A 20897-nucleotide genomic window follows, 5' to 3' on the forward strand; every position below is an offset into this window, starting at 1 on the left:
TCCGATTATGACTGACAGTCGCGAACAACAAGGGGGAGCAAGCTCCCCCTTTGGTTTTTACCGGACACTAGTGACGCAGAGCGTGGGAACGATCAGGCCCCTGGATTCTCACCCAGGGGCCTTTTGCATTACCGCGACAGCGCTTACGCCGCCTTCGCTTCCAGCTGGCTCAACGAGCGGTTCAGCGCACTGAACACCGCCTTGAAGCTCGCCGTGGTGATATTTTCATCAATCCCCACACCATGCACCGGACGCTCGCCGTTCACGCGCAGCTCGATGTAAGCCGCCGCCTTGGCATGGGTACCGGCGCCGATCGCGTGTTCGTTGTAGTCCATGATCTCAACCTTGATCGGCAGCGCCGCAACCAGCGCTTCCAAAGTGCCGTAGCCCTTGCCGTTCCAGCGCAGGTTGGTTTCGCCCTGGCCCTTGCCCGAGACTTCCACTTCCACGGTGCTATTGCCGTTTTCTTCCTGCAGGCGATGGCTGACCAGCGCGTACGGGGTGTTGGCTTGCAGGTATTCACGCTGCAACAAGGCGTAGATCTGTGGTGCAGTCATCTCCAGGCCCACGCGGTCGGTTTCGGCCTGTACCACTTGGCTGAACTCGATCTGCATGCGGCGTGGCAAGCTGATGTCGTACTCCTGCTCCAGCAGGTAGGCGATGCCGCCTTTGCCCGACTGGCTGTTTACGCGGATCACCGCCTCGTAGCTGCGGCCGATATCCGCCGGGTCGATCGGCAAGTACGGCACTTCCCACAGTGCGTCGGCTTTCTGCTGGGTAAAGCCCTTGCGGATTGCGTCCTGGTGGGAGCCGGAGAATGCGGTGTGCACCAGGTCGCCGACGTACGGGTGACGTGGGTGCACCTGAATCTGGTTGCACTCCTCGACGACTTTGCGCACGCCATCGATATCGGAAAAGTCCAACTGCGGGTCGAGGCCTTGGGTGTACATGTTCAAGGCTACGGTCACAAGATCGACGTTACCGGTACGCTCGCCGTTGCCGAACAGGCAGCCTTCGACACGGTCGGCGCCGGCCATCAGGCCCAGCTCGGTAGCGGCCACGCCGGTGCCGCGGTCGTTGTGGGTGTGCAGGCTGATGATCACGCTGTCACGACGGTTGATATGGCGGCCGAACCACTCGATCTGGTCGGCATAGATGTTGGGTGTCGCGCATTCAACCGTGGCCGGCAGGTTGAGGATCATCTTGTGCTCTGGCGTCGGGTTCCATACCTCGATCACCGCATCACACACTTCCTTGGCGAACTCCAGCTCCGTGGCGCTGAAGGTCTCTGGGGAGTACTCGAAAGTCCACTGGGTTTCCGGCTGCTGGGCGGCGTATTTGACGAACAGCTTTGCCGCGTTGACCGCGATGGCCTTGATGCCATCTTTGTCCTGGTTGAACACGATGCGGCGGAACGACGGCGATGTGGCGTTGTACAAGTGCACGATGGCCTTTTTAGCGCCGCGCAGGGATTCGAAAGTACGTGCGATCAGGTCTTCACGGCCCTGGGTCAGCACCTGGATGGTGGTGTCCGCGGGGATGTGGTTGTCTTCGATCAAGGTGCGCACGAAGTCGAAGTCGGTTTGCGACGCGGCCGGGAACGAGGCTTCGATTTCCTTCACGCCTACAGACACCAGGGTCTTCCAGAAACGCAGCTTTTTCGCGGCGTCCATCGGCTCGATCAGCGACTGGTTGCCATCACGCAGGTCGGAGCTGCACCAGATCGGCGCTTCGGTGATGGTCTTCGACGGCCAGGTACGGTCCGGGATATCGATGGTCGGGAACGCGCGGTACTTCGAAGACGGGTCTTTGAGCATGCTCATCGGGAAATCCTTTGTAGTAGGGGCCGAGAAAAGGCGGCCTGCCGTAAAACTGTTATTGGGGGCGAAGCTTGGGACGAGGCAGATCGATTCAGCCTGGCAGTCGTGCGCTGACGAGGCACAGGCTACGGTGCTGGCGGAGCTGAATGAGGGTGTGAGAGGTTTTCATAAGCTCAACCCTAACCGCAGGGGTGAAAGATGGCAAGCAGTCGGGAAAAATTGAGATAAGTTCTGCTATTTGGCTGGGATTCGATATTTTGTGTCGGTTATTGAATGTGGGGTTTCTTTTTATTGCGCGGTACTTATCGGGCGCGCAATTGGGCTGGCAGGCTTGGCGTCATCGCGGGCAAGCCCGGCTCCCACAGGGAATCGCGTTCACCTGTGGGAGCCAGGCTTGCCCGCGATGAGCATAGGTATCTACACAACCGGTTAACACGAAGTCTGTGGCAGGTGGGCTGTTGTGGCGAGCAGGCTTGTCCTGCGTTGGGCTGCGAAGCGGCCCCAGTACAGGCACGGCAATTTTGCTGAAAGTACTCAGCGTCTGTTTTTGGGGCCGCTTCGCAGCCCAACGCAGGACAAGCCTGCTCGCCACAGGAGAAATAGGCTGCTTTTAAAAGTTGTGTAGATACCTATGCCACGATGAGGCCGGTAGGTTGAATATTTTTATCAGGGCTGGAACGCGCCAATAAAGATCGCCGGGTCAACCCGCGCATCGTTAAGGCTGATGTTCCAATGCATATGCGGCCCGGTTGCACGGCCAGTGGAACCGACCTTGCCCACCACTGCGCCGCGTGCCAGTTGGTCGCCGACTTTGACGTCGATCTTCGACATATGGCAGAACATGCTGATAAAGCCCTGGCCATGGTCGACGAACACGGTGTTGCCGTTGAAGAAGTAATTGCCGGTGAGGATCACCTTGCCCGCCGCCGGCGTCTTGATCGGCGTGCCCGCGCCCACGGCAAAGTCCAGGCCCGAATGCGGGTTGCGTTCCTCGCCATTAAAGAAGCGGCGCACGCCGAATTTGCTCGACAGTGGCCCGTTGACCGGTTTGTCCAGCAGCAGGTTGCTCGGTGTGTTCGGGCTGAAGCTGCGGTAAGCCTTGAGCTGCACGGCCAGTTCGCCCTCGATGCGCTTGAGTTGCGCCGGGGCCGGGTTCACCTGGCTTTTGTTCTTCAAGGTGATGTGCTGTTCGGGGTATTTCTTGAAGCCCACCACAAACGGCAAGTTCTGCCCGCCGCTGGTGATGCGCTCGGTACCGGGTTTGACGGTCAGCGGGATCCCGACAATCGCCAGCCAGTTGTTCTGTTCCTTGACCACAAGCACCGGCCGGTTCAGGTAGGTGGCTTTGGGCGCGCTGGCCGAAGTGCCGAGGTCGACCACCGCCACGCCACCCGGCACCGGCTTGTTCAGCAAACGCGTGATGTAGCTGTCGGCGTGGGCGTTGAAGGTCAGGCACAAGAGCATCAGCAGGCTAAATAAACGTGGCATCAATCAATCCAGTAACGAAAGGGTGACGGGCGTCAGGTGGTTATCTTCCACCCGCACCTGCAATTGGCCTTCGCCGAGCCGCGCGGTCAGGCGTTGGCCGGTGTGGGTTTGCGCGGCGTTGCGGATCGCCTGGCCGCGCTCGTCCAGCAGGATGCTGTAGCCACGGCCCAGAGTCGCAAGCGGACTGACCACCTGCAACGTCTGCACCTGGCTTTGCAGTTGCAGGCGGCGTGCCTTAAGGCCTTCGCGCATGGCGCGGGGCAGGCGTTCTGCGAGGCTATCGAGGCGCTGGCGCAGCAACGCCAGTTGACGGCCGGGGTGTTGGCCTGCGAGGCGGGTTTCGAGGCGGATCAGGCGTTCGCGACGGGTATTGAGGCTGCGCTCGAAGGCGCGGCGCAGGCGCATGTCCAGGTCGTCCAAACGCTGGGCTTGCTGGCGCAGACGTTCGCCAGGGTGACGCAGGCGGCGGGCCATGCCTTCCAGGCGCAGGCGATCATGGCTCAGGCGGTTGCGCATCAGCATCACCAGGCGGCGGTGCAGGTTTTCGACTTGGCGCACCAGGTGGCTGGCATCTGGTGCGAGCAATTCGGCGGCGGCGGAGGGCGTGGGGGCGCGTACGTCCGCCACAAAGTCGCAGATCGACACGTCGGTTTCATGGCCGACGGCGCTGACGATGGGCGTCACGCAAGCATCCACCGCGCGGGCCACTGCCTCTTCATTGAAGCACCACAGGTCTTCGAGCGAACCGCCGCCTCGGGCCAGGATCAACGCGTCGAAACCGCGCGCATCCGCCAGTTTCAGCGCGCGCACAATCTGCGGGATGGCTTCGCGGCCCTGTACGGCGGTGGGGATCAGTGTCAGTTCAACGTTCGGCGCACGACGACGGAACACGCTGATGATGTCGCGAATCACCGCGCCCGTCGGCGAGCTGATAATCCCAATGCGCCGAGGGTGCGCCGGCAGCGGCACCTTGCGCTCCGCGCTGAACAGGCCTTCGGCGCTGAGCTTTTCCTTCAACGCGTCAAAGGCCAAACGCAGCGCGCCATCGCCGGCAGGTTCCACGGTGTCGAGGATCAGTTGGTAGTCGCCCCGGCCTTCGAACAGCGAGACCTTGCCGCGCACCTTCACCGCCAGGCCGTCCTTCAACGCCTGGCGCACCCGTGCGGCGTTGTTGCGAAACAGCGCGCAACGCACTTGGGCGCCGCTGTCCTTGAGGGTGAAATACACATGGCCGGAAGCCGGGCGGGCGAGGTTGGAGATCTCGCCTTCGACCCAGATATTGGTGAACACGTCTTCCAGCAACACCCGCGCGCGGCCGTTGAGCTGGCTGACAGTCAGGACTTCGCGGTCCAGGCCCAAGCGGGCAAACGGATCTTTAATCATGAGGAGCGATCTTTAATCATGGGCGGCAGTTTATAGGCATTCGTGCAAGGTTTGGCAGAATTGCTCCACCAGTGCGCTCGGCGCCTGCGTGCAGGCAAGGGCCACGGTACTCAAGCAGTCCGGGTCCGCCAGGGACAAAAAGTGCAGGTTGGCCGGCGCTATGTCCTGCATGGATTTTGGTAACAAGGCAATTCCGAAGCCGGCCTGGATCAGCTGCAATTGCGTGGTTTTGCGCGACATCACCCGCGCTGCCTTGGGGAAAAATCCTGCGCGCATGCACAGTTCGGCTGACAGATAACTCAAGCCGCCACGTTGGGGGTGCGGAACTGAAATAAACGCTTCGTCCTTGAGCTGTGCCAGTTCGACAGGTGTATCACTGCCTGCCAGCGGGTGATTGGGCGGCACCGCCAACACCAGTTGTTCGCTATATAAAGGCACCACGCGCACGCCTTCGCGCTGTCGCAGCACCGGTAACCGTAAAAGGCCGACTTCCAGGCGCCCGTCGGCAATTTCTTCAAGTTGCGCCTCGGAAGACAGTTTGACGATATCCATCGATACGCCGGGGCAACGCTGCAGCCAGGTGCTGATGCCGTGCAGCAATGGCCCGCTCATCGGCACGGTGCTCGAATGGCTCAGGCGCAGGGTGCCAAGCTGACCCTTGCCAACCAGGGTGGCCATCTCGCTGGCCTTGAGCAGCTCGCTCAGCAGGTTGCGCGCCCTCGGGTAAAAGGCTTCGCCCGCCGCCGTCAGCCGGGGCTGGCGCGCGGTGCGTTCGAACAGTGAAGTTTGCAGCTGGGTTTCCAGCGCCTTGATCTGGCGGCTCAGGGCCGATTGCGCCACGAACAAACGCTCGGCGGCGGCGCTGAAGCTGCCGCTGTCGGCGATCTCTACGAAGTAGCGCAGTTGGCGGGTCGAGATCACTTGTCATGCCTTTTCAAGATAAGTGGAGGGCTTTGAAGATATTAGTCGCAACACTCGGCGATGGCTAAAGTGTTGGTTATCTCTTTCAAGGAATACGACATGAGCCCGGTTGAGCTGATGAGCCAGTGGTCGTTCAGTGGTGTCGATTGGCTGGTCATCGGCCTGGGTGTGGTGCTGGCCTATATCGTCTTCGGTATTGCCGGCTTTGGCACGGCGCTGGTGGCGGGGCCGATCCTGATTGTGTTTATGCCGCTGTCGAAGATCATCCCGCTGCTGGTGCTGCTGGATTTTGTCGCGGCCTTTGGCAATCTGCTGCAATCGCGGCGAGACGTGAACAAGCCCGAGCTGCTGCGGTTGCTGCCATGCATGGCCATCGGTTGTACGCTGGGTGTGATCTTTCTGCTCAACCTGCATTCGGATCTGCTGTTGCTGCTGATGGGGGTGTTTATCAGCGCCTATGCGATCTACAGCTTGTCGGTGAAGGCGCGGCCCACTCAGCTTTCCAAAGGTTGGTCGATTCCAATGGGCACCGTCGGCGGCCTGTTTGGTGCGCTGTTCGGCAGCGGCGGCTTTTTATATGCGATCTACCTCAACAGCCGTTTGCCCAAGGATGCGGCGCGGGCCACGCAAAGTGCGTTGATCAGTTGCAGCACGGTGGTGCGCTTGAGTCTGTTCCTGATTGCCGGGGTGTATGCGGACTTGCCGTTGCTGTTGTTGGCGCTGTGCCTGTTGCCGGCGATGGCCCTGGGGCTGTGGTGTGGGCGCAGGTTGACGATGCGGATGTCCCGCGAAGCCTTTGTGCGCTTGGTGACTTGGTTGGTGTTGGCCAGTGGGATTGCATTGATTGGGCGGTATTTGAGCACTTGACCTGTGTGGGGCAGGGATTAAGCTGCCAGGCTTCAAGGCCTCATCGCAGGCAAGCCAGCTCCCACAGGTGAATGCATTCCAAATGTGGGAGCCGCGCTTGCCCGCGATGTCGGCAGTCGCCACACCGCAGGGCTCCCAAGCACCATGAACTCCCAAAGCATCCTTGTCCCCAAAATCTCCACCTTGCCCGTCCACGAACCCCGCGCCCGGGCCATCGTGCGTTGGCTGGTGCGCAACAACATCATCAAGGAAGAGCTGACCACCTGCGGGCGCACCGGCAACCGCATGGCCTACGCCCTGGCCGACGGCGCCCGCGCCGTGGTGCTGCACCCCGAAGCGCTGCCGTTCAACGAGCCGATCAATGGCCTGGAGATCATCTACAAGCGCTGCATCTACACGCCGGCCAAGGGCTTTCTCGAAGAGGCCGGCTGCCCGGAGTGCCTTAAAGAAGTCGGCGAGGCGCTGTTCGAAAGCCTGGAAGACTGGATGCCCGGCCACACCGATAACTTCACTTGCCCGTTGTGTGGGCATGAAGATGACATCAATGGGTTTCTGTTCCTGCAGGAATGCGGCTTCTCCAACCTGGGTTTCATCTTCAACAACTGGGCGGAAGCGGGGTTCAAGCAGAGCTTTATCGACGAATTTGCCGACTGGTTGGACCAGAAGATGAGTTGGGTCAAAGTCGAGCTTTAACCTGATCGTTCCCACGCTCCTGCGTGGGAATGCATCCCGTGACGCTCCGCGTCACCATTGCGCAAGACCCCGGACGCGGAGCGTCCCTGGCGGCATTCCCACGCGGAGCGTGGGAACGATCTAGCGCTGCAGGTTTTATCCATCTATCAGTATTACCAAGTTTGTCAGAGTTTTACATTGAGCCCGACAGGGTGCATGTATATAATGGCGCGCTTCCATTTTCCCGCTCGGGAGCCCCCGCGATGCTGCGTATCAGCCAAGAAGCTCTGACATTCGACGACATTCTCCTAGTGCCCGGTTATTCCGAGGTGCTTCCTAACGAAGTCAGTCTCAAGACCCGCCTAACCCGTGGCATCGAGCTGAATATTCCTCTGGTTTCCGCTGCCATGGACACCGTCACTGAAGCCCGTTTGGCAATTGCCATGGCTCAGGAAGGCGGCATTGGCATCATCCACAAGAACATGACCATCGAGCAGCAAGCTGCCGAAGTGCGCAAGGTCAAGCGTTACGAAGCCGGTGTGGTGAAAGATCCAATCACCATCGAAGCCGACGCCACCGTGCGTGATCTGTTCGACCTGACCCGCCTGCACAACATCTCCGGCGTTCCGGTACTGCACGATGGCGACCTGGTCGGCATCGTCACTTCCCGTGACGTGCGTTTCGAGAACCGTCTTGAAGTCACCGTCCGTGAAGTGATGACGCCTAAAGAGCGCCTCGTTACTGTCAAGGAAGGCGCCGACAAGAACGATGTGCGCGAATTGCTGCACAAGCACCGCATCGAGCGCGTGCTGATCGTCGACGACAAATTCGCCCTCAAAGGCATGATGACCGTCAACGACATCGAAAAAGCCAAGGCTTACCCGCTGGCCAGCAAGGATGACCAAGGTCGTCTGCGCGTCGGCGCTGCGGTCGGCACCGGTAAAGACACCGGTGATCGCGTTTCGGCCCTCGTGGCTGCCGGTGTTGACGTGGTGGTGGTCGACACTGCCCACGGCCACTCCAAAGGCGTGATCGACCGCGTTCGCTGGGTCAAACAGAATTTCCCTGACGTACAGGTTATCGGCGGCAACATCGCCACCGGCGCAGCCGCCAAGGCCCTGGCCGAAGCCGGCGCCGATGCGGTCAAGGTCGGTATCGGCCCTGGCTCCATCTGCACCACGCGTATCGTCGCCGGTGTAGGCGTGCCGCAAATCAGCGCCATCGCCAACGTTGCTGCTGCCCTTGAAGGCACGGGCGTTCCGTTGATCGCCGACGGCGGCATCCGTTTCTCCGGTGACCTGTCCAAGGCCATCGTAGCCGGTGCTTCCTGCGTGATGATGGGCTCGATGTTCGCCGGTACCGAAGAAGCACCAGGTGAAATCGAACTGTTCCAGGGCCGTTCGTACAAGGCTTACCGCGGCATGGGTTCGCTGGGCGCCATGTCCCAGGCGCAGGGCTCTTCCGACCGTTACTTCCAGGACTCCTCGGCAGGCGCCGAGAAGCTCGTACCGGAAGGCATCGAAGGCCGTGTGCCGTACAAAGGCACCCTGAGCGCGATCATCCATCAATTGATGGGCGGCCTGCGTTCCTCGATGGGCTACACCGGCAGCGCCGACATCGAAGAAATGCGCACCAAGCCAGAGTTCGTACGGATCACCGGCGCCGGCATGGCTGAATCCCATGTCCACGACGTGCAGATCACCAAGGAAGCGCCGAACTACCGCGTAGGTTGAGGCTTCCAGCAAAACGTTAAGTAACCGGGGCTGTTCTTTCAGCCCCGAGTTGTTTCTGATTCATTAGACGAGACTGACTTCATGGCCCTCGACATTCACGCCCACCGCATCCTGATCCTCGACTTCGGTTCCCAGTACACCCAACTGATCGCCCGCCGCGTGCGTGAAATCGGCGTGTACTGCGAACTGCACCCGTTCGACATGGACGACGAAGCGATCCGCGAATTCGCACCGAAAGGCGTCATCCTTGCCGGTGGCCCCGAGTCCGTGCACGAAGCCAACAGCCCGCGTTGCCCGCAAGCCGTATTCGAACTGGGCGTGCCCGTCTTCGGTATCTGCTACGGCATGCAGACCATGGCCGAGCAACTGGGCGGCAAGGTTGAAGGTTCCGAACTGCGTGAATTCGGTTATGCCCGTGTCGACGTGGTCGGCAAGAGCCGCCTGCTGGACGGCATCGAAGACCACATCGACGCCGACGGCCTGTTCGGCCTCGACGTGTGGATGAGCCACGGTGACAAGGTCACCAAGATGCCGGAAGACTTCCACATCCTGGCCAGCACCCCGAGCTGCCCGATTGCCGGCATGTTCAACGACGAGCGCGGCTACTACGGCGTGCAGTTCCACCCGGAAGTGACCCACACCAAGCAAGGCGGCCGCATCCTGTCGCGCTTCATCCTCGACATCTGCCAGTGCGAAGCCCTGTGGACCCCGTCGAAAATCGCTGAAGACGCCATCGCCAACGTGCGTGCCCAGGTCGGTACCGACAACGTATTGCTCGGCCTGTCCGGCGGCGTTGACTCCTCCGTGGTTGCCGCGCTGCTGCACAAAGCCATCGGCGACCAGCTGACGTGCGTGTTCGTCGACAATGGCCTGCTGCGCCTGCACGAAGGCGAGCAAGTGATGGCCATGTTCGCTGAGAACATGGGCGTCAAGGTGATCCGCGCCAACGCCGAGGACCAGTTCCTCAACAACCTGGCGGGCGAAAGCGACCCAGAGAAGAAGCGCAAGATCATCGGCCGCACCTTCATCGACGTGTTTGATGCCCAGTCCAACAAACTGGACAACATCAAGTACCTCGCCCAAGGCACCATCTACCCTGACGTGATCGAGTCGGCTGGCGCCAAGAGCGGCAAGGCCCACGTGATCAAGTCCCACCACAACGTGGGTGGCCTGCCGGAGGAGATGAACCTCAAGCTGGTAGAGCCGCTGCGCGAACTGTTCAAAGACGAAGTCCGCCGCCTGGGCCTGGAACTCGGCCTGCCGTACGACATGGTCTACCGCCACCCATTCCCAGGCCCGGGCCTGGGCGTGCGCATCCTGGGTGAAGTGAAAAAGGAATACGCCGACCTGCTGCGTCGCGCCGACCACATCTTCATCGAAGAACTGCGCAAAGCCGACTGGTACCACAAGGTCAGCCAGGCATTCGTGGTGTTCCAGCCGGTGAAATCGGTGGGCGTTGTGGGCGATGGCCGTCGTTACGCGTGGGTTGTTGCGCTGCGTGCCGTAGAGACCATCGACTTCATGACCGCGCGTTGGGCACACCTGCCGTACGAGCTGCTGGAGACTGTCAGCGGCCGTATCATCAATGAAATCGAAGGTATTTCGCGCGTGACGTATGACGTGTCGAGCAAGCCGCCGGCGACGATTGAGTGGGAGTGATCCTGCGCTAGCAGGTGAATGCTGAATAACAAAACCCCGGCCAGGTGCCGGGGTTTTGTGTTTCTGGAATACGCCAGATCAAACAACACTGATCGAAGTGTGGGAGCGGGCTTGCCCGCGATGAGGGCCTATCAGGCAACACATCGATAACTGACAGGACGCCATCGCGGGCAAGCCCGCTCCCACATTTGATCTTCTTTCGGCTTTAGCGCCGCGCAATATCCGAAAAATAAAACTTATCCAACGTATGCCGCGACTCGGTGTACTCGAACTGCCTGCCATCCTGCAAAAACGTCTGGTTGCTCACCACAATCACATGGCTTTGCCCATCCAGATCCAGATGCGCCTGGTCGTCCTTGCTGCGCGGCAGGGCTTCGATGGTGCGCTGCGCATAACTGATCTGCAGCTCCAGCGTCTGTTCGATAAACGCATAGATCGACTGCTCGGCGATGTCGCGGTCCAGGCCGGGGATCAGGTCAGCCACAAAGTGGTTGATGTCCAGGATCACGCGTTTGCCGCCGATGCGCCGTACCCGTTTGATGCGGGTGATCAGAGCGCCGGGCGCGGCTTCGATGTGTTGCAGCAGCGAGCCTTCGAGCGGGAACTGGCTGAATTCGACTACTTCGGTGCGTACGTCATCGCCCAGGTCAGCGTGGGTTTCGTGGAAGCTGACGATGCCGCCCAGTTGGAACTCAATGGGGTTGGGCGACAACACAAACGTGCCCTTGCCGTGGATTTTTTGCGCAAAACCACGCTCCTGCAACTGCTCGATGGCGCGGCGCACCGTGCCACGGCTGGCCTGGTAGGCGTCCATCAGTTCGGTTTCAGAGGGAAGGCGCGTACCGCGTTGCAGGCGTTCAGTGGTGATGCTGGCAAGCAGATCCGTATAGATCTGGTTGTATTTGCTCATGGGGATGGCTCTGTGCCGGCTTGATGAAAGTGAACGGCGGGTTCAAGGCAGGAACCTTAGTGGCAGAGGTGGGCTTTGTCCATTGGACCTGCGTGGAATTAGGGAAATGTCTGACTTCAAATTCAGAAATTTAAACTTTATGTAACTCGTACAGACGAGTTATTGATTTAACTCGTACATACGAGTACTTTTGCCCACGGCGTGCTGCCAATGACTGCCCCCAAATAAAAAAACCAAAGTGGAAACCAAGCATGAGCCACGACTATTCCAATATTGCCCGCGAGATTCTCGAGAACCTCGGGGGCAGCGACAACCTTGAGCAAGCCGCCCACTGCGTGACCCGCCTGCGCCTGGCGCTCAAGGACCCGAGCCTGGTCAACAGCAGCGCGTTGAACCAGGTCGATCTGGTCAAGGGCTCGTTCTTCACCGGCGGCCTGTTCCAAGTGGTGATCGGCCCCGGCGAAGTGGAAAAGGTCTATGCCGCCCTGCGTGAGCAGACGGGTCTTGCGGCTTCGACCATCGCTGACGTCAAGCAGAAGGGCGCCGACAAGACCAACGCCATGCAGCGTCTGGTGCGTGTGTTCTCCGACGTGTTCATGCCGATCCTGCCCGCGCTGATCATCGCCGGCCTGCTGATGGGCGTGAACAACCTGATGGGCGCCAAGGGCATGTTCATTGAGGGCCAGACGCTGCTGGAGGCGTATCCGAACCTGGATGGCCTGTGGAGCCTGATCAACCTTATGGCCAACACCTCGTTTGTGTTCCTGCCGGCGCTGGTGGGCTGGTCGGCGGCCAAGCGCTTCGGCGGCAGCGAAATCCTCGGCATCGTGCTCGGCCTGATGCTGGTGCACCCGGACTTGCTCAACGCCTGGAACTACGGCAAGGCGGTGGCCGGGCTCGATGGCCAGAGCTTGCCGTACTTCGATATTTTCGGTTGGTTCAAGATTGAGAAGGTGGGTTATCAGGGCCAGATCCTGCCGATCCTGATGGCGGCCTATGTGATGAGCGTGATTGAAAAGTGGCTGCGGGCACGCGTGCCAAACGCCATCCAACTGCTCGTGGTGCCGATCACCACCATCGTCGTCACCGGCGTGCTGGCGCTGGCCATCATCGGCCCGGTGACCCGTCACCTCGGCATCCTGATTACCGAAGGCGTGGTCACCCTGTTTGACCTGGCGCCGATGGTTGGCGGGGCGATTTTCGGCCTGTTGTACGCGCCGCTGGTGATCACCGGCATGCACCACATGTTCCTCGCCGTGGACCTGCAACTTATCTCCACCCAGGGCGGCACCTTTATCTGGCCGATGATCGTGATGTCCAACCTGGCCCAGGGCAGCGCCGCACTGGGCGTGTTCTACATGACCCGCAACGCGCGGGACAAAAGCATGGCCTCGACCTCGGCGATTTCCGCTTACTTCGGCATTACGGAACCGGCGATGTTCGGCGTGAACCTGCGCTTCAAATTTCCGTTCTATGCCGCGCTGCTGGGCTCGGCGCTGGGCAGCATTTTCCTGTCACTTAACAAGGTGACGGCCTCGGCCATCGGCGTGGGTGGCTTGCCTGGGTTTATTTCGATCATTCCGCAGTTCATCCCCAGTTTTGTGATCGGAATGGTCATCGCCATGGTCGTGCCGTTTGTTCTGACCTGTGCGTTGAGCATGAAGATTGTGCGGCCGGGGTATCGCGTCGCTTGATCGATCGCTATCGCAGGCAAGCCAGCTCCCACATTTGAATGTGTTCACACATCAAAGTGGGAGCCGGGCTTGCCCGCGATGAGGCTCTCAAAGCCAGCACACAACTCAATTGAAGGAACCCACCATGCAAGACTGGCAAGACTCGGTGATCTACCAGATCTACCCCAAAAGCTTCCACAGCCACGCGGGTAACGCCACCGGTGACCTGCTTGGCATCGTGGACAAACTCGATTACCTCAAGTGGCTGGGCGTGGATTGCCTGTGGATCACCCCGTTCCTGCGCTCGCCGCAACGCGACAACGGCTACGACATCAGCGACTACTACGCCATCGACCCCAGCTACGGGACCATGGCCGATTGCGACCTGCTGATCAGCGAAGCGGCCAAGCGCGGCATCAAGCTGATGCTCGACATTGTGGTCAACCACACCTCCATCGAGCATGAGTGGTTCCAGCAGGCGCGCAGCAGCCTCAACAACCCGTACCGCGACTTTTACATCTGGCGCGACCAGCCGAACAACTGGCAATCCAAGTTCGGCGGCTCGGCCTGGGAATACGAGGCGCAAACCGGCCAGTACTTCCTGCACCTGTTCGACCATACCCAGGCCGACCTCAATTGGGACAACCCCAACGTGCGCGCCGAGGTGTACCAGTTGATGCGCTTCTGGCGTGACAAAGGCGTGGGTGGCTTCCGCCTGGACGTGATCAACCTGATCTCCAAGCCTGCCGATTTCCCCGAAGACAACACCGATGGCCGCCGCTTCTACACCGACGGCCCGAACGTGCATGAGTACCTGCAGGAAATGCACCGTGAAGTCTTCGAAGGGCACGACCTGATCAACGTCGGCGAGATGTCGTCCACCAGCCTTGAGCACTGCATTCGTTATTCGAATCCGGCGTCCAAAGAGCTGTCGATGACCTTCAACTTTCATCACTTGAAAGTCGATTACCCGAACCTGCAAAAGTGGGTGAAGGCCGACTTCGACTTCCTGCAGCTCAAGCAGATTTTTTCCGACTGGCAACTGGGCATGCAGGCCGGTGGCGGCTGGAACGCGCTGTTCTGGTGTAACCACGATCAGCCGCGAGTGGTCTCGCGTTTTGGTAACGACGGCGAGTACCGCGTGGTCTCGGCCAAGATGCTCGCCACTGCGCTGCACTTCCTCCAGGGCACGCCGTATGTGTACCAGGGCGAAGAGCTGGGCATGACCAACCCGGGTTTCGACAAGATTGAGCAGTACCGCGATGTCGAGACCCTGAACATCTTCCGCCTCAAGCGTGATGCCGGTGAGTCCGAGGCGTCGAGCATGGCGGCGATCATGCAGAAGTCGCGCGACAACAGCCGCACGCCAATGCAATGGAACACCCAGGCCAATGCCGGTTTCAGCAGCGGTGAACCGTGGATCGGCATCCCGGCCAACGCGGCGCAGATCAACGTCGAAAGCCAGCTGGATGACCCCGATTCGGTGCTGCATCACTACCGCGCGCTGATTGCGTTGCGTCGTCACGAGCCGCTGATCCAGGAGGGCGTTTATCGCCAACTGCTGCAAGACCACCTCCAGGTCTGGGCGTATCTGCGCGAAGGCGATGGCGAGCGCTTGTTGGTACTCAACAACTTCTACGGCACACCCTGCGAAATCCAACTGCCGGAAGGCGTCATCAGTGCGGCGAACGAGCAACGCCTGCTGATCAGCAATTACCCCGACTGCCCGTTGCGTTCGAGCACGGTGGTGTTGCGCCCGTATGAATCGTTTGTGCTGCACCTCAAGGACTGAGACCCGCTGCATCCCCCGTATGGGAGTGCGGGGGCGCTTCACCAAAAAACATAATAAAAATATCGGAGTGCTTCATGAAAACAACAATAAAGCTGGGCCTCATTGCTTCATGTCTTACCGCACCTTTTGCCGTTCAAGCCCTGGAGTTTGCCGGCTACTTGCGCAGCGGCGCGGGGACTTCAACAGGCAGTGGCAAGCAACAGTGTTTCCAACTGCCGGGGGCGCAATCCAAATACCGCCTGGGCAACGAATGCGAGCAGTACGCCGAACTCGAGTTGCGCCAGGACCTGTTGACCCTCGACGACGGCTCGGTGCTGAGCGTCGATGCCATGGCATCGCTGTACAACAAATACGACCGAGCCCTGAAGTTCCAGGGTGAGGACAACGGCTCGGCGCGCATGCCGCAGATGTACGCGCAGTGGTCCAACCTGCCCAGCCTCAATGGCGGCTCGGTGTGGGCGGGGCGCCGTTACTACAAGCGTAACGACATCCATATCTCCGACTTCTACTACTGGAACCAGAGCGCCACGGGCGGCGGTGTCGAGGACGTCAAAATCGGCGACCTCAAATACAGCTACGCGCTGTCGCGCAAGGACAACCTCTACCAGAAAGAATACGCCACCCGTCACGACTTCAACGTGGCAGGCTTCAAGACCAACCCCGGCGGTGAGCTGGAGTTTGGCTTGAGCTATATAGAAAAAGCCGGCGGGCGTGAGGCCAACAGCGGTTGGGCGATCACCGCGCAGCATGTGCAAAAACCGTTTCTGGGCGGCAAGAACAAACTCGCCTTGCAGTACGGCGAAGGCCCCGGCACGGGTTTGGGCTATACCGGCGATACCGCCTTGGACAAGAGCAGCAAAAGCTACCGCGCCGTGGAGTTTTTCGACTGGCAGGTGACGCCGCGTTTCGGCGGGCAGGTCGAGGCAGTGTATCAAAAGGATATCCGCCCGGGCAGCCAGGACCAGACCTGGATGTCCATCGGTGTGCGCCCGGCATATGCCATCAGCGAACAGTTCAAACTGGTCACCGAGCTTGGGCATGATCAAGTCGAGGCCGCCGGTGGTACGCGCAAGCTGAGCAAATTTACCTTCGCCCCGACCTGGTCGCCCAACGGCCCGGATTTCTGGGCACGGCCGGAAGTGCGGTTGTACTACACCTATGCAACCTGGAACGAAGCGGCCAAGCGTGCGGCGAACGAACTGGCGGCGGGCTCGGCGTTGTCCGACACCGGCGCCTACGGCACGGCGCGGCACGGCTCGAATGTGGGTGTGCAAGTCGAATACTGGTGGAAATAGCTCGGTTTTAAGTGAACGCTTTTTAGGTGGGAGCTGGCTTGCCTGCGATAGCAACCCCTCGGTCTTACTGAGACACCGAGTCGCCGGCATCGCAGGCAAGCCAGCTCCCACAGTGGATCGTCGTTCGCCCTATGATTTTTACAGAACAAAACAGCAGGTGAAGTCATGACCACAACTCAACCCCTGGAACTGCTGGCGCCCTTGTCCGGGGTGCTGCTGGCGCTGGACCAGGTGCCTGACCCGGTGTTCGCCAGCCGCATGATCGGCGACGGCCTGTGCATCGATCCCACCTCGCAGACCCTGTGCGCGCCGTTGGCCGGGGTGATCAGCAATATCCAGGACACCGGGCATGCGGTCAGCGTCACCGGCGACAACGGCGTGCAGGTGCTGATGCATATTGGCCTGGACACGGTGCACCTGGCTGGCAAGGGCTTCACCCGTCTGGTCGAGGAAGGCCAGCGGGTCGAGGTCGGGCAGCCGTTGATCGAGTTTGATGCCGACTACGTGGCGCTCAATGCGCGCAGTTTGCTGACCTTGATGCTGGTGGTCAGCGGCGAGCCGTTTGTGTGGCTGGCATCGGGCAGTGGCGCGGTGGAGGTGGGCCAGCCGCTGTTGCACGTCTCACCCGGCCAGGCCGCTGAAACCGTGGGCGAGGAGGAAGGCGATGCACTGTTCTCCAAACCGCTGACGTTGCCCAATGCCAACGGTTTGCACGCACGCCCGGCCGCCGTGCTGGCCCAGACGGCCAAAGGTTTCAACGCCAGCATTTACCTGCACAAGCAAACCCAGAGCGCCAACGCCAAGTCATTGGTGGCGATCATGGCGCTGCAAACCGTGCAGGGCGATACCTTGCAAGTGAGTGCGGCGGGAGAGGATGCCGATGCGGCCATCAAGGCATTGGTAACCCTGCTGGCGCAAGGTTGCGGGGAGGCAGTCGAAGAGTCTGTTGCGCCTGTTGAAACGCAGTCACCCGAGTCATCGGCGACCTTGTTGCGCGGCGTGTGTGCTTCGCCCGGCTCCGCGTTTGGCCAGGTGTTTCAAGTGGCGGAACCCGAGTTGCACATCGAGGAACAGGGCGCGGGTGAATCCGTTGAACACGCTGCGCTGAGCCGCGCCTTACTGGTAGCCACCGAAGCGCTGCAAGTGTTGCAAGACAAAGCGGTTGGCAGCGCCCAGGCGGAAATCTTCCGCGCCCATCAGGAACTGCTTGAAGACCCGACCCTGTTGGAGCAAGCCCATCGCCTGCTCACCGAAGGCAAGAGTGCTGCCTTTGCCTGGAACAGCGCCACGGCCGCAACCGCCAAGCTATTTCTCGGCCTGGGCAGTGCGTTGCTGGCTGAGCGCGCAGCGGATTTGGCCGATGTTGGCCAGCGTGTGCTGAAGTTGATCCTCGGTATTGAGGACAGCGCCTGGGCGTTGCCGGATCGTGCGATCGTGATTGCCGAGCAACTGACCCCCTCGCAAACCGCTGGCCTCGATACGCGCAAAGTGTTGGGGTTCGTCACCGTCGGCGGCGGCGCCACCAGCCATGTGGCGATCCTGGCGCGTGCCCTTGGTTTGCCGTCGTTGTGCGGCGTTCCGGTACAGGCACTGGCGCTGGCCAACGGCAAGCAGGTGCTGCTCGATGCCGACAAAGGCGAGCTGCACCTGGAGCCTGACCTGGCCGCTGTCGAGCAACTGGCCGCTACCCGCAAGCAACACATACTGAGACGTGAGCGTGAGGTGGCGCAGGCCGCCTTGCCCGGTATCACGCGCGATGGTCATCATGTCGAGATCACGGCCAATGTCGCCTCGTTGCAGGAGGTCGAGCAATCCCTGGCCTTGGGCGGTGAAGGCGTTGGCCTGTTGCGTTCGGAGTTTCTCTACCTGGACCGCAATCGCGCGCCCAGCCCCGAGGAGCAAGCCGGCACCTACAGCGCCATCGCCCGAGCCCTGGGCAGCGAACGCAATCTGGTGGTGCGCACCTTGGATGTGGGCGGCGATAAACCTTTGGCCTATGTGCCGATGGAGCGCGAGACCAACCCGTTCCTCGGCCTGCGTGGTATTCGCCTGTGCCTGGAACGCCCTGAATTGCTGCGCGAGCAGTTCCGCGCGATCCTGGCGAGTGCCGGATTTGCGCGGCTGCATATCATGCTACCGATGGTCAGCCTGCTGTCGGAGCTGCATCTGGCGCGCAAGATCCTTGAAGAGGAAGCGCTGGCGCTGAGCCTGACCGAGCTGCCAAAGCTGGGCATCATGATCGAGGTGCCGTCTGCGGCCTTGATGGCAGATGTCTTCGCGCCGCATGTGGATTTCTTCTCCATCGGCACCAATGACCTCACCCAATACACCCTGGCCATGGACCGCGACCACCCGCGCCTGGCAAGCCAGGCCGACAGCTTCCATCCGTCGGTATTGCGCCTGATTGCCACCACGGTCAAGGCCGCCCACGCCCATGGCAAGTGGGTCGGCGTGTGCGGCGCGTTGGCGTCTGAAGCACTGGCGGTGCCGGTGTTGATCGGGCTGGGGGTGGATGAACTGTCGGTCAGCGTACCGCTGATCCCGACCATCAAGGCCACCGTGCGCGAGCTGGACATGGCCGACTGCCAGATCATCGCCCGCCAGGTGCTTGGCCTGGAAGAAGCCGCCCAAGTACGCGAGGCCCTGCGCCTGTACCACGCGGCCACTGTTGAAACCTCACCTGTCGTGGAGCACTGAGCATGTTCGAGAAATTACAGCGCGCATTCTGGAAGGCCCTCACCCCGGACTTGATTGCCGAAACCGTGGTGGCGCCTGCGCAGGGTCTGTTGTCGACCGAGGTACTGAGCGCATTGGGCGGTGTGGATAACCTCAAGTCGCAACAGCGCGTGGCACTGACGCGGGTGCGGGTGCAGTTGCAGGATGCAGGGCGGCTGGATGCCCAGGCGCTGAAGGCGGCGGGTGTTGCGGGTGTGATGGTCTTAACGGGCGGGGTCGTGCATCTGCTCACTGGCCTATAAAACGACGAGGATCAACTGTGGAAGCCGGGCTTGCCCGCGATAGCGGTGTGTCAGGAAACGAATATGTTGACTGGCTAGCCGCCATCTCGGGCAAGCCCGGCTCCCACAGGGTTATGGGTCGTTTGGGCGATTGGGTTTACAACTGCGGGTTATCTTCCGGCGGCTTGGTCTTGTCGATACCCGGCACGTGCAAGTTGCCTTCCACCACCTGGTTGCCTTCCAACTGCGGCTGGGTCACCCAGGTGAGAATGTCGTAATACCGGCGGATGTTCGCGACAAAATGCACCGGCTCGCCACCGCGGGCATAACCGTAGCGGGTCTTGCTGTACCACTGCTTCTGCGACAGGCGCGGCAGCATCTTCTTCACGTCCAGCCACTTGTTCGGGTTCAGGCCGTCTTTCTTGGCCAGCGTGCGCGCATCTTCCAGGTGGCCGGTGCCGACGTTATAGGCGGCGAGGGCGAACCAGGTGCGGTCCGGCTCGGCAATGCTGTCGTCCAACTCATCCTTGATCTTGGCCAGGTACTTGGCACCGCCCATGATGCTTTGCTTGGCGTCCAGGCGGTTGGACACGCCCATGGCCTGGGCGGTGTTCTGGGTCAGCATCATCAGGCCGCGCACGCCGGTCTTGGAGGTGACGGCCGGTTGCCACAGCGATTCCTGATAGCCGATGGCCGCCAGTAGGCGCCAGTCGACCTTTTCTTCCTTGGCGTAGGCGCGAAAGTGTTTCTCGTACTTGGGCAGGCGTTGCTGCAAATGCTGGGCGAAGGTGTAGGCGCCGACATAGCCGAGTACATCGACATGCCCGTAGTAACGGTCTTTCAGTCGCTGCAGGGTGCCGTTTTTCTCAACCTTGTCCAGGTAGCTGTTGATCTCGTTGAGCAGGCTATTGTCTTCACCCGGCGCCACGGCCCAGCTCTGGTTGCTGGCATTGCCGAGGTCGAAGGCCACGCGCACGTTGGGGAAGTACACCTGGTTCATCGCCACTTCGTTGGAGTCCACCAGGGTCAGGTCGATCTGGCCCTCGTCCACCATGCGCAGCAGGTCCACCACCTCCACGGCGTCGGACTCTTCGTATTCAATCGCTGGGTTCTGCTTTTTAAGTGCCGCCAATTGCTCGGCGTGGGTGCTGCCTTTGAGCACCATGATCTTCTTGCCCACCAGGTCTGCCGGGCCGGTGGGGCGCGACTGGCCATTGCGGTAGATGATCTGCGGCGTGACTTCCAGGTACGGATGGGAGAAACGCACCTGTTGCGCGCGCTGCTCGCTGCTGACCAGGCCGGCGGCCGCAAGAACCGGACCGTTGGGTTTGCCCAACTGGCCGAACAGGTCATCGAGATTATCGGCGGTCTCGATCTCCAGCTTCACGCCCAGGTCATCGGCAAAGCGCTTGACCAGTTCGTACTCGAAACCGGTTTCACCGTTGCGGTCCTGGAAATACGTCGCCGGGCTGTTCCGGGTAATCACCCGCAATACGCCATCCTCCTTGATTCGCTCGAGCGTGCTGGGCTTATCAACACAGGCGCTGAGCATCAGGAAGAGTCCGGTTGCGATCAGCCATTTGGCGCATCGCGGGCGTAAAGCAGTAGGGGAGAACATCTGCGCAGTATACGCAAACGGCCCTCGGCGCCATATCTCGACAGCAGCGGACTTGTCTGCTAGCACCCGCAAAACCGGGCTGCAGCCCGCAGAAACGTGGGTTGGCGAG

At 60.7% G+C, this 20897-nt stretch carries 15 protein-coding genes; 9 read left to right on the forward strand and 6 right to left on the reverse strand.

All coding sequences use genetic code 11. From position 1 onward, the window contains the following. Nucleotides 1–143: 143 nt before the first annotated feature. The 4 genes from leuA to AOA62_RS17960 all read right to left on the reverse strand — a co-directional run bounded on the left by leuA (nucleotide 144) and on the right by AOA62_RS17960 (nucleotide 5612). Entirely contained in the window at nucleotides 144–1823 is a 1680-nt protein-coding gene (gene leuA / locus AOA62_RS17940; protein WP_017138560.1) for a 2-isopropylmalate synthase, read from the reverse strand. A 663-nt stretch (nucleotides 1824–2486) separates the two neighbouring features. After that, nucleotides 2487–3308 (reverse strand): peptidoglycan DD-metalloendopeptidase family protein, encoded by an 822-nt coding sequence (locus tag AOA62_RS17950; protein WP_017134679.1) that lies wholly within the window; start codon nucleotides 3306–3308, stop codon nucleotides 2487–2489. Between the two features lie 3 nt (nucleotides 3309–3311). Beyond that, nucleotides 3312–4691, reverse strand: coding sequence for an exodeoxyribonuclease VII large subunit (gene xseA / locus AOA62_RS17955; RefSeq protein ID WP_058422672.1), 1380 nt, complete (start codon nucleotides 4689–4691; stop codon nucleotides 3312–3314). Between the two features lie 30 nt (nucleotides 4692–4721). Beyond that, a complete protein-coding gene (locus tag AOA62_RS17960; protein WP_099549336.1) occupies nucleotides 4722–5612 on the reverse strand; it encodes a LysR family transcriptional regulator in 891 nt (296 codons plus the stop codon). A gap of 99 nt (nucleotides 5613–5711) precedes the next feature. Between AOA62_RS17960 and AOA62_RS17965 the strand changes: the two genes are divergently transcribed. The 4 genes from AOA62_RS17965 (at nucleotide 5712) to guaA (ending at nucleotide 10543) form a co-directional block, all read left to right on the forward strand. Further along, entirely contained in the window at nucleotides 5712–6479 is a 768-nt protein-coding gene (locus AOA62_RS17965) for a sulfite exporter TauE/SafE family protein (protein WP_017134676.1), read from the forward strand. 144 nt (nucleotides 6480–6623) lie between these two features. After that, nucleotides 6624–7172 (forward strand): sugar ABC transporter ATPase, encoded by a 549-nt coding sequence (locus tag AOA62_RS17970; protein ID WP_099549337.1) that lies wholly within the window; start codon nucleotides 6624–6626, stop codon nucleotides 7170–7172. 242 nt (nucleotides 7173–7414) lie between these two features. After that, the gene (gene guaB / locus AOA62_RS17975) at nucleotides 7415–8884 is read left to right on the forward strand and encodes an IMP dehydrogenase (protein WP_016977684.1); all 1470 of its coding nucleotides are present in this window, start codon (nucleotides 7415–7417) and stop codon (nucleotides 8882–8884) included. An 81-nt stretch (nucleotides 8885–8965) separates the two neighbouring features. Next, complete coding sequence (gene guaA / locus AOA62_RS17980) at nucleotides 8966–10543, forward strand: glutamine-hydrolyzing GMP synthase (RefSeq protein ID WP_099549338.1); 1578 nt, start codon at nucleotides 8966–8968, stop codon at nucleotides 10541–10543. 205 nt (nucleotides 10544–10748) lie between these two features. Here guaA and treR read toward each other — a convergent pair whose 3' ends face one another. Beyond that, entirely contained in the window at nucleotides 10749–11453 is a 705-nt protein-coding gene (gene treR / locus AOA62_RS17985; protein WP_017139697.1) for a trehalose operon repressor, read from the reverse strand. A 251-nt stretch (nucleotides 11454–11704) separates the two neighbouring features. On the opposite strand from treR, the gene treP reads away from it, so the two are divergent. The 5 genes from treP (at nucleotide 11705) to AOA62_RS18010 (ending at nucleotide 19191) form a co-directional block, all read left to right on the forward strand. Beyond that, nucleotides 11705–13147 (forward strand): PTS system trehalose-specific EIIBC component, encoded by a 1443-nt coding sequence (gene treP, locus AOA62_RS17990; RefSeq protein ID WP_017139698.1) that lies wholly within the window; start codon nucleotides 11705–11707, stop codon nucleotides 13145–13147. A 124-nt stretch (nucleotides 13148–13271) separates the two neighbouring features. Then, entirely contained in the window at nucleotides 13272–14918 is a 1647-nt protein-coding gene (treC, locus tag AOA62_RS17995; RefSeq protein WP_099549339.1) for an alpha,alpha-phosphotrehalase, read from the forward strand. Nucleotides 14919–14992: 74 nt separating this feature from the next. Next, nucleotides 14993–16213 carry a carbohydrate porin gene (locus tag AOA62_RS18000; protein WP_099549340.1) on the forward strand — a complete coding sequence of 407 codons (1221 nt, stop codon included), beginning with the start codon at nucleotides 14993–14995 and terminating at the stop codon, nucleotides 16211–16213. Between the two features lie 165 nt (nucleotides 16214–16378). Continuing rightward, nucleotides 16379–18910 carry a phosphoenolpyruvate--protein phosphotransferase gene (gene ptsP / locus AOA62_RS18005; protein ID WP_017139701.1) on the forward strand — a complete coding sequence of 844 codons (2532 nt, stop codon included), beginning with the start codon at nucleotides 16379–16381 and terminating at the stop codon, nucleotides 18908–18910. Nucleotides 18911–18912: 2 nt separating this feature from the next. Beyond that, on the forward strand, nucleotides 18913–19191 hold the full coding sequence (locus AOA62_RS18010) for a PTS transporter subunit EIIB (RefSeq protein WP_017139702.1): 279 nt from the start codon (nucleotides 18913–18915) through the stop codon (nucleotides 19189–19191). A gap of 136 nt (nucleotides 19192–19327) precedes the next feature. Here the strand turns inward: AOA62_RS18010 and mltF are convergent, their stop codons facing one another. Next, a complete protein-coding gene (gene mltF / locus AOA62_RS18015; protein ID WP_017139703.1) occupies nucleotides 19328–20788 on the reverse strand; it encodes a membrane-bound lytic murein transglycosylase MltF in 1461 nt (486 codons plus the stop codon). Between the last annotated feature and the right edge of the window lie 109 nt (nucleotides 20789–20897).

The sequence above is a fragment of the Pseudomonas sp. 2995-3 genome (assembly GCF_002742565.1).
Taxonomy (GTDB): domain Bacteria; phylum Pseudomonadota; class Gammaproteobacteria; order Pseudomonadales; family Pseudomonadaceae; genus Aquipseudomonas; species Aquipseudomonas edaphica.